Origin of the sequence: Maribacter chungangensis (assembly GCF_042676845.1) — a bacterium.
Lineage (GTDB): Bacteria > Bacteroidota > Bacteroidia > Flavobacteriales > Flavobacteriaceae > Maribacter > Maribacter chungangensis.
The window spans coordinates 629,878-644,865 of sequence record NZ_JBHTHY010000014.1 but is presented as its reverse complement, the minus strand read 5'-3'; the positions used below and the strand labels follow the sequence as shown (position 1 = coordinate 644,865).

Genomic DNA, 14,988 nt, shown 5'->3' with positions numbered 1-14,988 from the left:
GGTAGGTATTATTTTATAAGTTCGTCCAAGGCGATCTTTTCAAAATAGAGTTCCTTGTTGCCCTCGTACAGGATGCCAATATGATCCGTGTCTACCATGGTCATACAGGAATATCCATAGGTGTCTTCCTCATAGAGTTCCAGTTGGTTTTCCAATGGCCAGGTGTTGCCCTCGTCAAAACTGGTCTTTATGGTAATATGGTCACGGCGTTGCTTGGTGTTGGGGTTGGAAAAGAAAAAGAGAGTTCCTTTGTCGTCGTGTTGGTGTGCAATGATGCTGGCCATACAATTGGATTCCTGTAAGGCTTTTCTGGAAGTAGGATGTTCCTCCCAAGTCTTGCCCAGGTCTTTTGTAATGGCAACGGATCGGCCGTTGAGCGAGTCCTTACGGTTGGCCCGGTTGCGGTCATCGCGCATATTCAACATCAAACTACCGTCGGACAGTTCTACCACTTGTGCCTCTGTAGTTTCGGACTTTGCACCCGTACCTACGGTCCAAGTCTGTCCTTGATCCTTGCTATAGATTATGGTGGAGTGTGGAATCCTATTTTTGTCCTTGAACTGCGCCGGAAACACCAGAGTGCCATCTTTCATGGTAATGCCCATGCCAGGCCCGTTGAAGAACAATTGCCATTCGGATTTTTTGGTTAGGGGCGTAATATTGATAGGTTCGGACCAGGTAACACCGTCATCTTCGCTTTTGACCAACATAAACTGACCTGTTTTCTCCGGGGTCATTCCCGGTTCCGATGCGTTCCATGCGCGTTCGTTGGGGTAGCCGTGTAACCAAAGTGCCGCTACCCAAATGGTGTTGGTGGTGCGGTCTACCAATACGGCAGGGTCCCCGATGCCGTTCTGGGCTTCGGGCAGGCCGCCGTATTCGCCCATGTCCATGATTACCTTCATAGGTTCCCAAGTTTGGCCGCCGTCCGTACTTCTGCTAAGCCCAACGTCTATATCTTCCTGTAGATCTACGGGGTCGTTATAGCGAATATCGTAAACACCGATAAGGGTTCCTTTATTTGTAGTGGCAAGACCGGGTATCCTAAAGGTGTCCACGCCCTCGTCTTGGTGTTGCCGCAATGCGATGCCAACGCGTTGTGGTTTGCTTGTTTGTGCCGTAGCTTGGGCAATGCTGCCATCTTCAAAGGTAACCGTTGCCAATTGTGCGCCTATCTTGTTCAACAGGTTGGGCGTGCCGTTCAGCGCTATGGAGAGCCAAAGGTTTCCATCCGCTAAGGAAACGGGGTTTTCTATCGAAATACTAAAATTGGCATCCAAGGTGCTTTGGGAACCGATAACTTCCGCGTCCGAAAAATCAGCTGTTTTGGAATATAACAGTTCCGCTTTTTGGATGTCCTTGATATCCGTAGTACCGTCCAAAGTGAACCCAAAACTTTTGGGATGGGATATGGCCGAGTCATTTTTAACTTCTAAGGTAATCGCCAAAACCTTGTTACGGTCTTTATTGGCCAATACCGGTAGCACCGGTTGTTGCGCAGTAATTTTAGTGTTGTTTTGTTTTACGGCGGGATTACAAGCCATAAACAGTGCCAAAAAACAGGTAAGAAACGGCGTTAGGATGTATTTTTTCATAGGGCAAAATTAATAAGAATTGATAGTATGCTATAGCTGTTCTATGCGTTCAAAAGTTTTCCAACATTGAAAGAGTGCTCTAGGTACGTGAAAGCAGCCCTTCCATTTTCCGCCTTTTAAAGTCAGGTGTGGTTTTCCCTCGCGGTTTAGATAACCGTACCATTCCCCATGTTCGGGATCAGGAAAATGGGACCAGGCGTAATCGTGTACCTTATGGTACCATTGTTTTATGTTTTCGTCGGGATATTGTTCGTATGCTTTGGCCAGGGCCACTAAGGCCTCTAAATGCACCCACCACAATTTTTGGTCATGCTCCAACTGTTGTGGCGGATGGCCCTTGGCATCCATAAAATAAAGAATTCCGCCATGTTCTTTGTCCCATCCATAGTCTAGGATACGCAACATGGTGTTGGTGGCTCTTTTTATCAATTTTTGATCATTGTTACGTATGCCAATATCGATCATAAACCACATGGCTTCCAAGCCATGGCCCGGGTTGATGAGCCTTCCTTCAAAACTATCATGTACATTGCCGTTGGGCAAGACGTTTTCATAGATAAGGCCAGATTCTTTTTGTAAAAAGACCTCCATCACCTCATGAACGCTAAAGTCTATGGTTTGCCTAATTTCTGCTTCTACCAGTACATCTTCTAGTTCCAATACAAGATTGGACAAAATCATGGGAAGCGCAAAGTTCTTAAGGTTTCTATTGCCGGTACCTTTTTCGTACTTACCTTTTGGGTTATCCTTTCTTTGAAGGATATTTTTGTAAGTATTTTTGGCCAAGGTTGCATAGGAACCCTCCCCTGATGCTTTGGAATATTGGGCAAATGCCATGGCGGCAAAACAGTCCGAAAAAATATTGTAGGGTTGTACCAAAGGTGTTCCATCCCGTGTGAGTGAGAAATAAAAATTCCCTTCGCTATCCATGGCATGGGCTTTAAGAAACTCGGCTCCGGATGTAGCTATATTTAACCAAGACTCTCGTTGTTCCACAGTGCGATACAGCATGGAAAACAACCAGACTTGCCTAGCTTGTAGCCAAACGAATTTGTCCGTATCATATACCTTGCCCTCCTGGCCCAAACAGGTGAAGTAACCACCAAATTCCGTGTCCAAAGAATGTTTTTCCCAAAAAGGGATTACATCCGTAAGCAAAGCGTTTTTATAGAATTGAGCGTAGTTCATAAATATATGTATGACATAATACAAATCTAACTAAAAAATGATTAACTTGATAGTAAGTTATTTTGGATATCACATATTTTACAGAAATTGATAGGGTAACCATATTACAGAATACAATCGTTATTTTTGTTTTTCGATGAAGGATTTTATTGTTCTTGATATAGGAACAAGGTAAAATAGTAAACATGAAGGATTTTAAAAAACTAAAACCGATAGATACGGGTTCTTTGGTTGATAAAGTAGAAACAAGGCTTTTGGCCTTTTTTAAGGAGAACAATTTAAAGGTCGGGGATGCGATACCCAAAGAACTGGAGTTTGCGGAATCCTTGGGCGTTAGCCGTACCGTTGTTCGTGAGGCTTTGTTGCGTTTGCGGACCTTGGGACTCATCGATTCTAAGAAACACAGGGGAATGGTTTTACAGCAACCCGATATTATCAATAATTTTGAGCGTATCATGGATCCTACACTGTTAGGAGAGGATACCTTAAAACAACTGTTTGAACTTCGATTGATCTTGGAAATGGGTATGGCCGATTTTCTTTTTGAGCATAAGACCCAAAAAGATATGGACGAACTAGAAGAAATCGTAGTCGCCGAAGAAGAAACGAGTTATGAAAAGAACAGGTTTTCCCTAGATCGCGAAGTTGCTTTTCATGGTAAACTTTATCAAATATCCGGAAATACTACGTTGCTTGGTTTTCAAAATTTATTACTACCTGCCTTTGAATATAAATACCTAATGGATGCCAAGAAGATGAATAGTGACTATCAATATTCATCGGGACAGTTTGTGAGTCACCGGATGCTTATGGACAATCTAAAGGTAGGAACTCCGGAAACGTTTCGCAGTGCTATGCGAAGACATTTAGAACCACACTTTGACCATGTGTTCAATACCAAAAAGCAGTAAACAAAAAGCCCTTGGGTTACCAGACCAAGGGCTTTTTAGCACTAAACTAACTCAACAAAATCATTATTAATTATATCCTGGCGTTTGCACCAATGCCGGGTTTCTTCCTAGCATATCCGTTGTGATGGGCAACAACAACTTAAATTCATCTCCTGGATTTAAAAAACTGACATTCTCGATAACATAATTACTACCCGCTCTTCTCAAGTCCCACCATCTTTTTCCTTCACCAATGAATTCCTTGTAACGTTCCTCCAATATGGCGTTGGCATTTTCGGTTTGTGAACCATTAACATGGTCTTGGGTGGCAGCATCATAGTTGTCACCGTACGCCCTTTGTCTTATCTGGTTGATTTCTGCAGATGGGTCTTCGCCCAAGAAGTTTTTGGCTTCCGCTAACAATAGGAGTACATCTGCATATCTGTATACAGGAACGTCATTTTCGAAGATACGTTCGGTACCGATTACCTGGCCTAAGAATTTATTAAATACAGAACCAAAATAAGTAGGTTCGTTATACGTGGGGTAACCAGCTCCTCCATTATCATCGATATACAATCTAATAAAAGTAGCATCCTTACGGCTATCATTGTTGTCATCTAACAAAAGAATGGTCTTTTCCGACTGCCCATATCTATTCGCACCTGCCGTAACAAAATCCAACATGGAGTTTCCTTTATCGTTGAACTGGGGGTTTACTTCCGTACTTCTACCTGTTAGACTGTTATAGAAGTTAGAGGCTTCGTCTTGCTTGTACTGTATGGAAAAAATAAACTCGCTATTGCCTTCATTGTCTATTCCGAAAAGTTCCCCGATACTAGGGGCCAAACTAACTCCTAAAGCAGGTATCTGTTCCAGTGCAGCTTTTGCCGTATTAAAATCCGATGCACCACCGCCCAATAAATTACCGGACCATATATATACATCGCCTTTTAAGGCTAACGTAGCCGCCTTAGACCAAAAATTACGGCTACCCGCCCAAAAACTGTCGTCGCTACCAAAGCTGGTTAACGAAGCTTCGATATCCGATTTGATTTGGCTCATTACCTCTTCTTGCGATGCTCTAGGTCTGCTCAGGTCAGATGGGTCTATTTCTCCAACAGGCTCTAAGATTATGGGGACATCTCCCCAAGTTTTCAATAAGGTATAGTAATAAAAAGCCCTAATTCCGTATGCCTGCCCAATCAATTGATTTTTATCGCCTTCATTGATAAATTCAACCAGAGGGGCATTTAATAAAAAGTCGTTTACCCTATGTATTCTGGTATAAAGCCCTGCCCATCCGCCAAAAGGAGCGGTAGCTTCGGTAAAATTGGATTCTATGAGGTTGGTGTTGCTGGCGGACTCGTAGGTGCGCCCTCCCCAAATATCGCTTCTCATTTCACCTAATAGCCAAAGATCCTGTGCAGATGATCTAAGGTTGGCATACAAACCTGTATGCGCCGTTCTTGCGCCTTCTTCGGTATCCCAAAACCCTGCCGTGGTTAATTCACTCGGGCTTTCCAGGTCTAATTGGTTTTCGCACGCACTCAAGGTAACTACTGCTAATACTATGTATATATATTTTTTCATCTTGATAAAATTTATAAAGTTATATTTAGTCCAATAGTCAGCGTTTTTGGAACAGGAAAGGTACCATATTGCACACCACCAACTTCTGGGGAGTCCCCGCTCATGCTTTTAAAGTAATGTAAATTGGACCCGGTTACATAAAGACTAAGTCGTTGAATGTTATCGTTGAACAAAGACTTGGGAACATTATAGCGTAAGGTCACCTCCCGTATGGCCAAGTAATCCCCTTTTTCCCAAAATTGGTCGCTACCTGCGTTCTGCAAACTGTTGGAATCCCTAAAATCTGCACCTTCATTACCTCTCCAAACGTTTTTTCCGTCATTGACAAAAACCATACGCGGCCAGTCTGTATCCGTATTGGTAGGCGTCCAAGAATCCAATACTTCAATAGGCTGGTTTAGGTTACCTTGTGTTTGGGCATATCCCTTTGCTCTAATGTGGTTCCATACCATGTGGCCCGTAGCAAAATCTGTCTGTACGAACAGACTAAAGTTTTTGTAGTTTACACTAGATGTAAAACCACCGATAAGCTGTGGCGTGGTTCGTCCTATTACTTTTCTGTCCAAACCATTGATGATGCCATCGTTGTTTTGGTCCACCCATTTTGCATCACCTGCCCAACGTTGGTTTCTACTTGCCGCCGGCATAAATTCATCCGTTATAGCGTTGTCTGCATCCGCTTCTGCTTGGTTGGCATAAATACGTTCCTGTTCAAAGGCAACAATAAGGTCGTTACCGGAACGCTGTCCTTCTTGAAAACCGCCTACCCATTCTTCTGCACCTTTATTAGGATTCCAGATCAATGTTCCGTTCTGTCTGTTCAGATCATTTTCGTTTTCGGGAAGATCAATTACAAAATTTCTGTTTCTGGTCAACGTCGCTCCCATGTTCCATGTTAGATCTTTGGTTCTGATGATGTCACCGTTTACCTGTAGTTCAAAACCTTTGTTCCTAATGGTTCCGTTGTTGGTTAAGATACTACTGAATCCTGTGTAGAAAGGCAATGTAAGATCTGCAAGCTTGTCCTTAATGTCCCTAGAGTATACATCCGTTATGATGGAAAGTCGTTCATTGAAAAATGAAACGTCCAAACCAACATTAAGGGTTGTGGATTTTTCCCACTGTAAATCCAAAGTTGGCAGTAGGGAGTTTGCATAGCCGGTTTGCCCGTTATACACTCCTTGGCTCCCGTAAGCGCCGAAAACACCGTAATTGGTCAATACATCTTGGTTACCGTTAACACCGTAACTTAATCTAGGCTTTATTCTAGAAATGGTCTTGCTAATTCCAGATTCTGAAAAGAAGCTCTCGTTATGCAGGTTCCAACCAAAAGAAACCCCTGGGAAGAAGTCCGATTTGTTATTACCTAATCTAGAGGATCCGTCGTTTCTAAAAGTGAAATTTATAAGGTACTTGTTATCGTAATCGTATAACAACCTACCAAATGCAGATGCAATTACGTACTCGGTCTCAAAGCTAGATGGGATACCATCAGCTTCTGCACCGGCATTCAATGTTTCTATCAAGTCTGTGGGGGAATTTCTGGTTCCTGCAAAAGTCGTAAAGAAATTATCTTGGAAGTATTCCGCACCCAATAAAGCGTTAAAATTGTGCTTGCCAAACTGTTTGGTATAGTTTAACGTTCCTGTTAACTGGTTTCTTAATGTTCTTTCCAATTGAACAGATGCTTCACGAGCGGCTCTTATAGGGCCTTCGTTACTGCCCACTCTATAGGCTCTGTTAAAATTCTCGTTGTGGTTGTTTATGGTAAAATGGCTGGCATCTACAGAAAAAATAAGGTTGTCTACCACGTTCCAATCCAAGCCCACTGAGGCGGCCAAACGTTGTTCCAAGTTTTTTCTGACAAATTTATCCTGATAATATAAGGGATTACCGAAACTTTGGTTTTGCCCAACGGTAAAAATATCTGAAAAAGTACCATCTGGGTTGTTGTCAAAATCCCTTGATGTAGGTGCTTGACCTTGGAATCTTCTAAAAACGGTATCGTCGCTACCTAAAGGACTTCTGCTAAGGTTGGAGTGGGTATATAGAATATTGGAATTTACTTTTACCCTGTCCGTAACTTTATAAGATCCGGAAAACTTACCGGAATATCTTTTAAAGCCAGACCCTAACACAAGACCGTCATTGTTTAAAAGACCTAGACCAAGGTAGTAGGTTCCTTTTTCGTTACCACCATCAAAAGAAATGTAGTGGTCTTTTGTTTCGCTATCTTGATAAATACGATCCCCTACATTTTTGTTGTCGAAAAATAGAATGTCTCGGCTCGGGTCTAAAATATCCGGTATGGAATTCCATCCCGGTTGGTTAAGTAAATACCTGTTGTCCGCTGTTAACAACTGTGTGGTAAAGGGCGAGTTAGTAGTATTGCCACCAATACCAAAAGAATTGTCGCCGTTTATGAATTGACGTATGAAATTTGGATTGCCACGTGCTTGCTCGGAATACGCATGGCCTTGTCTGTTGTAATTTAGAAAATCTGCAGCGGTAAGGTACTTTTGATCGTCGCGCTCCTGGTTTATACTGTAGTTGTACCTGTAATTTATGGAGGAACGACCCGCTTTACCTGATTTTGTGGTAACCAAAACCACACCATTCGCAGATCTAGCTCCGTAAATGGCCGTAGCCGCAGCATCTTTTAATACCTCGATCGATTCTACATCCTCGGAGTTGAGTCCAAAAAATGAGCCCGGAACCCCATCGATCAATATTAAAGGTGAGCCCGTACCGTCAAAGTTGGTTCCTCCACGTAAAACGATTTGCGGGGTAGAACCCGGTTGACCGGTTGTGTTCGTAACCCGTAAACCCGCAATAGTACCTTGTAGTGCCGTTGCTACGTTTGACCGTGTGGCCGATTGCAACACTTCTGTATCTAGTTTGGATACAGAGGTAGTTAATTTACCTCTTGCTTGGCTACCATATCCGGTTACAACTACTTCGTCCAACACGCCTGCGTTCTCCTCCAGGGAAATAGTATAGTTGGCATCGTTTGAAACGGTTACCTCTTTGGAGTTGAAGCCCAAATAACTGAATATTAAGACGGCACCATCGTTTGCGTTGATACTGAAATTGCCATCAAAGTCTGTTTGTGTTCCGTTGGTGGTACCTTTTACCACGACACTGGCTCCTGGCAGCGGAGTGCCCAGGTTGTCTGTTACCGTTCCCGTAACCGTGGTTTCTTGCGCTAAAGTGGTAGCGCTAAAGCATAGTGCAGCGAGGAAGGTGAAAAAAAAGTGGGACTTTGTGCGAATAGGAGCGAATAGCTTTTTAAAGCCTCGTGATTCAGCCTCCTTTTGCTTTACAAAACATTCCATAGAGTTTAGTTTAAGTTAGAATTTGTAAAAAAAAGATATGCGAATATAAAAATATTAGTATTATGTTATACATAAAGCAATAAAAAAACTTAAAATTTTAACAAATTACTATTTGCAGTATGCATAAATAGGTGCAAAACAATAACTGAAAGCGTCGTTTTTCTTGACTTTGACCGGCGTTGGTGTTATGTTTTGGGTGTGTCCGCCTTCAACATATAGCAGTAGTATGGAAAGTGATCGCCCCAAGTCTGTTTAACTGGATATTCTTTGGTTTTTTACTATTTTGATTTCCTGAGTATTGGATGTTTATGGTACATGTCCTAACGGCTTGCTGTTTTGATATGCGACAGAGCTATGACTATTATTTTTAGGATAGTACTGGTCTAATAAAGGTTCGTTAATTATGTTGCGCTATGCCGGGGTTATGGGTTATTCGCAGGTTTTATCGTATCTACTGTTCCGCGGGTGTTTGCTTTCCTGGTGCCAAACCCTTTGAAACCCACCAAAATGGTACTCTAGACCAGTGCGGTCCGAGTATTATGGCAGGCGGGCAAAGCTGCACGGTATACAAGCAAATCCGATCTTCTATCCATGGACTGGGTAGTCGTGATAGGAAAGGTTTATATCAACGAGTGAAAACTTTTAACCGATTGCCTGAAGATGTTTTACGGAAAACGATGTATTGAACAATGGAGCGATCTCTTGTGGCTCCATCAACTTTAGTGCCAGTGCCAACTGCTTATCCGTCATAGTTTTGTGCGGGTATCTACTTGGCCCCATGTCCAGGCCAAAAAGACGCATAAAGCTTTTTCCCGCACCATTGAAGCCGTTAATTTTGTCCAAAGTCTGTACGAAAAACACCCCCTTTTGTTGTAGGAGTTTCGCTTGTTCTATGTCACCGTTTCTATAGCTCGAAATTATCTTGTAATACAATGGGGCCAAGTGATTGTAAGTGCTCCCTACCCACCCGGTTGCGCCTAAAGGAAGACTGTCTACCAATTGTTCGTCTACACCAAAAAGGATATTCTTTGAACCTTGATCAAAATGTAGGCATTTACCAAAATCGGTAGGGTTGTACTGCGAATATTTGATACCGGTGAAATTCGGAACCTGTTCTACGGCCAGCTTCATAAAATCGAGCATATTAAAGTCGGCCCCCGTAAGCACGGGAATGTGGTAGTAATAGAAAGGTGTATCGGGTGCTGATTTGGCTACTTCTGCACAGTAGAACAACAGGCTTTCCAGGGTTTTTGGTTTAAAGTAAAACGGTGGCAGTACACATATTGCATCTACAAGACCTTGTGAATGTGCAGCAAGTTCTTTTGCTTCGTTAAGATTTGTATGGCCAACATGGTTGGTGAGGAAAAAGTCTTTTGGTTTGTCCTTTGCCCATGCGGCAATAAGGTTTTTTCTCTCCAAGGTAGAAAGGGAGACAAAATCACCAGTAGAACCATTCACAAAGGCCCCTTCTATTGAATTTGATTGTAAAAAAGTGGTATAGGAAGGAATCATTCCCAAGTTTAAAGAGCCATCGGGATGCATTGGGGCGTACGTGGCAGCTATTAGATTTTTCATATATGTATTATGTATAACATAAGCAAATATAAAGATTAATCGTTTATATCATAACGTAAGATTCTAAAATATTCATATCCGTTGAATTAAACTAATACGGACGGGAATAAAATAGTGTTAGCGAGTTGTTGAACCATTTTTTTAAGGCTATAATGATTAACTTTGCCAGCATATTTAGGCACCGAAGTAGGTGCCTTGTCATTAATTCGCTACGCTATGAAAGTTCGTGAACTCTTTGTGTTGATATCCGTTGTCGCCATCGTTTCCATCTTATCTGTATCCTTTGTTTGGCCTCCGGTCTTATGGTTTTTCTTACTTGTGGCGCCCTTGGTCCTTATGGGTATTTTTGATATGCTACAGACCCACCATACCATACGGCGCAACTTTCCCGTAATCGGAAGAATGCGGTATGTGCTGGAATCGATACGGCCCGAAATTATGCAGTATTTTGTGGAAACGGATACGGAGGGGAAACCCTTGAACCGTATTTTACGGTCTACCGTGTACCGCAGGGCGAAGGGGGAAACGGATACAGAGCCCTTTGGCACACAAATGGACCTTTACCAATCTGGCTATGAGTGGATGGAGCACTCCATGTACGCGAAGAGCAATCCTAAAGAGATAAGTGATTTTCCTAGAGTGTTGATCGGCGGCAAGGACTGTAAACAACCGTACTCATCCAGTCTTTTGAATATTTCCGCTATGAGCTATGGTTCTTTGAGCAAGAACGCGGTCCTTGCCATGAACCAAGGGGCCAAAATGGGCAACTTTGCCCATAATACGGGAGAGGGTGCCATTAGCGATTATCATTTGCAGCCCGGTGGCGATCTTATATGGCAAATAGGTACTGGTTATTTTGGATGCCGAAAGGACGACGGTACGTTTAACGAGGTTACCTTTAGGGAAAATGCCTTAAGACCCGAGGTGAAGATGATAGAGATCAAACTCTCGCAAGGCGCCAAACCGGGGCATGGAGGTATTCTGCCAGCAATAAAAAACACTCCTGAAATAGCAAAGATACGTCACGTAAAACCTGGTATTGCCGTGCATTCGCCACCATCGCATTCGGCCTTTAACGACCCTATACAATTTATGCATTTTATAGAAAAGTTAAGGGAGCTGTCCGATGGCAAACCCGTAGGTTTTAAGTTGTGCATTGGTCGTAGACAGGAATTTATGGATTTTTGCGAGGCGATGATCTTTACCGGTATCACACCCGATTTTATTACGGTAGACGGTGGTGAGGGAGGAACAGGTGCGGCACCCGTAGAATTTTCCAATACCATGGGCATGCCCATGCGCGAGGGACTGATCTTTGTACACGATACACTCACGGGTTTTGGATTACGAAAGGATATCAAGGTCATTGCCGCCGGCAAGATTATTACCGGGTTCGATATGGCGCGGGCCATGGCCCTTGGAGCGGACGGCTGCAATAGTGCCCGCGCCATGATGCTGGCCGTAGGTTGTATACAGGCCCTGCAGTGTAATAGCAATACCTGTCCCGTTGGTGTGGCCACCCAGAACAAATCACTTATGAAGGGACTTGTAGTGGCGGATAAGGCGCCTAGAGTAAAGAATTTTCATGATGCCACCGTAAAAAGTTGCTTGGAACTTATAGCAGCTGCCGGACTCAATGGCCCGGAGGAGCTACGCCGAGAACACATTAGCAAACGTATGGGCATGTTCGAGGTAAAGAACTATGACGAGATTTATCCCTATATCCCAGAAGGAAGTCTGTTGGATGTTTCCCAAATTCCAGAAAGCTATGCCCGTTATTTTCAGTTGACGCGAATCATGAAATAGAATATGCGTTAGTTCGACTTTGGCTATAGTAAAAGGCCAAAATCCATTTCAACTTAATTGGCACCGCCAAAGGGTATAATACCCCGATGCTTGCCTAGAAATTAAAGGTTCGTTTCCTTCGAATGCCTCGCGGGCTTGCCCCGAGGCAGTTTACTTTTTTTACAGTTGGCGTCAATCTGCTTCGCTTTGTTTATCGGTGCGTTTAGATTGGACGGCAAGTATAGTAGCATCATAGCCAATTACCTGAAGAACAATAGCGTTCGAAATTCTTGCCCGTCTTTTTTTATTGCTTTATGAAGTAATTGGCTGTAGTTTTATTTCGCGTTGACAGCTTTATGTTGTACTAAGCAAAATAGAACCTTTTGAAATTATCGCTATACACTTTCATTTTCGGTCTGTGTTCCTTCCCCTTTGCAGGGGAAGGAACCATAATGGGAACAGTTTGTTCAAAAAAAAGGAGTGCCTGTCAAGAAAAATGGGCAAGCGATCCATAGCCCAAAGGGCTTCGAACATTAGCGACCGCTTTTAAACGATACGTTTATGGATTTGGTAAATCAATGCCGTTTTTAACTAGAGCTAAGTAATTTAAACTTTTTAAATTCGATAAAAATTGCTCTTTTTGCATTGCGCACTGCAGCTGGCTCCTCATTCAAAAGCCAAATTGTTGGCTTTTGTTTCGGCCCTGTCTTTTTTTCTTTCGCAGCGATGCTACGCAACCCAAAAAGTCTTCAAATGTTCAACAGTCGCTAATTTTCGCTTTAACGCGAAAAGTTTAAACCACTGCTATAAAAAGTGAATTGGATTTGCAGTTTGGCCAAGCCATAATTATTCTTTTTTCCGTGCGATAGTAAGACCTCAAACAGTTAATCTTAATACAGAAAATTGTCAACAAGCTTTCTCTTCTTTAATGACAAATACAATTTTTATGTAAAATTAACGTTAAGTAATTGTAAATATAATATACTTTTATGTAGCTTCATACGGGTCAAAAAACTAAAGAGTTATGAAAAAAGAGATGAACAAATTAAACAGAATAAAGGAATTTCATAGGAACTGTATCGCTAGGTTAAGATCTTATGGGAACAAAATAAGGACGTTTCACGCTTTGATCTATAGTGTTTAACCCTCTTAGTTTTAGTATTACCGACTTCTTGGTCGCTCAAAAAATTTAGGTTCCTTTAAATCATATAACACTGAACTAGAACGATCGGATTGTTAATTGTAAAGTTCCAAAACCTGCTTTTATATTGGCTTAGATATGAAATTTGGTTGTAAGCCCTAGTCCTATGGTTCTAAAACGTACCATTCTATTTCGCTTAAATTCTCTCGTCTTCCGGTTGTTCTTTCAGGATAGTTTTCTACGAGGTAATCAATAATTACGTTTTCGTTTTTCCCCAAATCCCATAAATTCTGGGTTTCTTGCATCCACCGAATGGTGGCTTTCCAACGCTCTTTGCTCATTCGGTTTTGCGTTACTAGTTTAGAGGAATGGCAATTGGTGCAGTTGTTAACCGTTTCCATAAGTCCGGGAGCATCTACAAGTCCGGTCCGTACATGTATACCATTCTCTATTCTATCGTAATCATCTTCCCCTGAAATTGCTATTGTAGTTTTTTCGGGTTCTTGATTTATAAATGCGGATAAACTAGGATCTGCTATAAGGTAAACACCTATTATGGTTATGATACCAATAAAACACCAGAGGATGAGCATCAACCTATAAATACCCCGTACACTTTTCCTAAATTTAGCCGTCTTATCCTCCATCTATTTAGCCGACTTTAATAGCTATTCGTTGGCATGCATTGTTGAGGTATCCTTTAGGATTCCACCCCGGAATAAGCATGGGTTGTGCGGTTCCTTGACTGTCGGTTGCCCGTGACCAGATTTCGTAATATCCTTTTTTAGGAAAACTAACCTGTGCGGAAAAGTGTTGCCATGCTAAACGGTTTGCGGGTTTTTCAATTGTGCAGACTTTCCACGTAGCTCCAAAATCTATGGAGTATTCCATTTTTGAAACCTCCAATTCGCCGGCCCAAGCATGACCTCTTATATTCAGTTTTTTCCCCTCGGAAATTATAGCTCCGGTTTTGGGATAGGTGATCAACGATTTTACGGGCATGGATTCTATAATGCACATGTCTTTTTCCGAGACCTTTTCTCCTGGAGCTACAGGATTACAGGGAACCCTATAGGCATCTCCCGTCATTTTAGGTCCATCATGTTCCTTATTGCGAACACTAATGCGCTGCACCCACTTACCGGAAACGGATGCCGGCCAGCCACCCGCAACCAACCGCAAGGGGTGCCCATGTACCAGTGGAATATCTTCCCCGTTCATTTTAAAGGCCAACAAGGTTTCGTCCTGTAAGGCTTTGGCCATTGGCGCTCCACGGGAAATAGGTTCTTTTTCAGGGTCCCTACTAAGGTGCTCGTCTATAGCGTGATATCCTATGTATACGGCATCGTTCCTTATTCCCGCATCTTCCAGTACATCCCGTAATCTGACACCTGTCCATTCCGCACAGTAGACGGCACCGATAGTCCATTGGTTACCTTTTGCAGGTGGGTTATATTCTGAACGGCCGTTACCACCGCACTCCAATGTAAGTTGGTAGGTATGTTGCTGAAATTTGGATTTTAGCTCGGCAAGAGTATACGTTTTGGAACTGACAACCGATTCGCCGTCTATGGTAAGTGTCCAATTGTCTACATCTATATTTTCCGGGACCAAACCGTTGTTCCTTATAAAAATGTATTTATTGGGTGTTACCTTGTCATCTAAGAGATGTGCCTGTGCCTCCATGTTCCAAGGCCTGTCGTTTAGTAGCACCATGCCACTATCTTTATTGAACATGGAAAACGGGTCTGGATCCTGTAATCCCAAAAGGGTATAGCCGTCCGGTAAAGTATTGCCAAAGACAATTTCGGAACCCAAGGCACTGGTTATCGCTGCTAAAGCGGTTCGGCCTATGAACTTTCTTCTTTTCATAGTACATTCTTTAT

At 42.6% G+C, this 14,988-nt stretch carries 9 protein-coding genes; 2 read left to right on the top strand and 7 right to left on the bottom strand.

Features of this window, described 5'->3' with window-relative positions; translation table 11 throughout:
* Positions 1 to 8: 8 nt before the first annotated feature.
* Together ACFQZJ_RS17045 and ACFQZJ_RS17040 are read right to left on the bottom strand one after the other, a co-directional pair.
* Positions 9 to 1,595, bottom strand: coding sequence for an exo-alpha-sialidase (locus ACFQZJ_RS17045; protein ID WP_379936089.1), 1,587 nt, complete (start codon positions 1,593 to 1,595; stop codon positions 9 to 11).
* Positions 1,596 to 1,625: 30 nt separating this feature from the next.
* Positions 1,626 to 2,783 (bottom strand): AGE family epimerase/isomerase, encoded by a 1,158-nt coding sequence (locus ACFQZJ_RS17040; protein ID WP_379936088.1) that lies wholly within the window; start codon positions 2,781 to 2,783, stop codon positions 1,626 to 1,628.
* Between the two features lie 185 nt (positions 2,784 to 2,968).
* Between ACFQZJ_RS17040 and ACFQZJ_RS17035 the strand changes: the two genes are divergently transcribed.
* Complete coding sequence (locus tag ACFQZJ_RS17035; protein WP_379936087.1) at positions 2,969 to 3,694, top strand: FadR/GntR family transcriptional regulator; 726 nt, start codon at positions 2,969 to 2,971, stop codon at positions 3,692 to 3,694.
* A 66-nt stretch (positions 3,695 to 3,760) separates the two neighbouring features.
* Here the strand turns inward: ACFQZJ_RS17035 and ACFQZJ_RS17030 are convergent, their stop codons facing one another.
* From ACFQZJ_RS17030 to ACFQZJ_RS17020, 3 genes are all read right to left on the bottom strand, one after another.
* Positions 3,761 to 5,266, bottom strand: a complete 1,506-nt coding sequence (locus tag ACFQZJ_RS17030; protein WP_379936086.1) for a RagB/SusD family nutrient uptake outer membrane protein — start codon at positions 5,264 to 5,266, stop codon at positions 3,761 to 3,763.
* 11 nt (positions 5,267 to 5,277) lie between these two features.
* Positions 5,278 to 8,601: a SusC/RagA family TonB-linked outer membrane protein gene (locus tag ACFQZJ_RS17025; protein WP_379936085.1), complete on the bottom strand. Its 3,324-nt coding sequence runs from the start codon at positions 8,599 to 8,601 to the stop codon at positions 5,278 to 5,280.
* A gap of 642 nt (positions 8,602 to 9,243) precedes the next feature.
* Positions 9,244 to 10,176 (bottom strand): dihydrodipicolinate synthase family protein, encoded by a 933-nt coding sequence (locus ACFQZJ_RS17020; RefSeq protein ID WP_379936084.1) that lies wholly within the window; start codon positions 10,174 to 10,176, stop codon positions 9,244 to 9,246.
* A gap of 216 nt (positions 10,177 to 10,392) precedes the next feature.
* Between ACFQZJ_RS17020 and ACFQZJ_RS17015 the strand changes: the two genes are divergently transcribed.
* The gene (locus tag ACFQZJ_RS17015) at positions 10,393 to 11,982 is read left to right on the top strand and encodes an FMN-binding glutamate synthase family protein (RefSeq protein WP_379936127.1); all 1,590 of its coding nucleotides are present in this window, start codon (positions 10,393 to 10,395) and stop codon (positions 11,980 to 11,982) included.
* 1,284 nt (positions 11,983 to 13,266) lie between these two features.
* Here the strand turns inward: ACFQZJ_RS17015 and ACFQZJ_RS17010 are convergent.
* Together ACFQZJ_RS17010 and ACFQZJ_RS17005 are read right to left on the bottom strand one after the other, a co-directional pair.
* Entirely contained in the window at positions 13,267 to 13,749 is a 483-nt protein-coding gene (locus tag ACFQZJ_RS17010; protein WP_379936083.1) for a monoheme cytochrome C, read from the bottom strand.
* Between the two features lie 4 nt (positions 13,750 to 13,753).
* A complete protein-coding gene (locus tag ACFQZJ_RS17005; protein WP_379936082.1) occupies positions 13,754 to 14,974 on the bottom strand; it encodes a sulfite oxidase in 1,221 nt (406 codons plus the stop codon).
* Positions 14,975 to 14,988: the final 14 nt, after the last annotated feature.

Excerpts from the sequence above, each read along its gene's own strand:
- ACFQZJ_RS17045 (WP_379936089.1), bottom strand. The coding sequence starts at position 1,595 with ATGAAAAAATACATCCTAACGCCGTTTCTTACCTGTTTTTTGGCACTG.
- ACFQZJ_RS17040 (WP_379936088.1), bottom strand. The coding sequence starts at position 2,783 with ATGAACTACGCTCAATTCTATAAAAACGCTTTGCTTACGGATGTAATC.
- ACFQZJ_RS17035 (WP_379936087.1), top strand. The coding sequence starts at position 2,969 with ATGAAGGATTTTAAAAAACTAAAACCGATAGATACGGGTTCTTTGGTT.
- ACFQZJ_RS17030 (WP_379936086.1), bottom strand. The coding sequence starts at position 5,266 with ATGAAAAAATATATATACATAGTATTAGCAGTAGTTACCTTGAGTGCG.
- ACFQZJ_RS17025 (WP_379936085.1), bottom strand. The coding sequence starts at position 8,601 with ATGGAATGTTTTGTAAAGCAAAAGGAGGCTGAATCACGAGGCTTTAAA.
- ACFQZJ_RS17020 (WP_379936084.1), bottom strand. The coding sequence starts at position 10,176 with ATGAAAAATCTAATAGCTGCCACGTACGCCCCAATGCATCCCGATGGC.
- ACFQZJ_RS17015 (WP_379936127.1), top strand. The coding sequence starts at position 10,393 with ATGAAAGTTCGTGAACTCTTTGTGTTGATATCCGTTGTCGCCATCGTT.
- ACFQZJ_RS17010 (WP_379936083.1), bottom strand. The coding sequence starts at position 13,749 with ATGGAGGATAAGACGGCTAAATTTAGGAAAAGTGTACGGGGTATTTAT.
- ACFQZJ_RS17005 (WP_379936082.1), bottom strand. The coding sequence starts at position 14,974 with ATGAAAAGAAGAAAGTTCATAGGCCGAACCGCTTTAGCAGCGATAACC.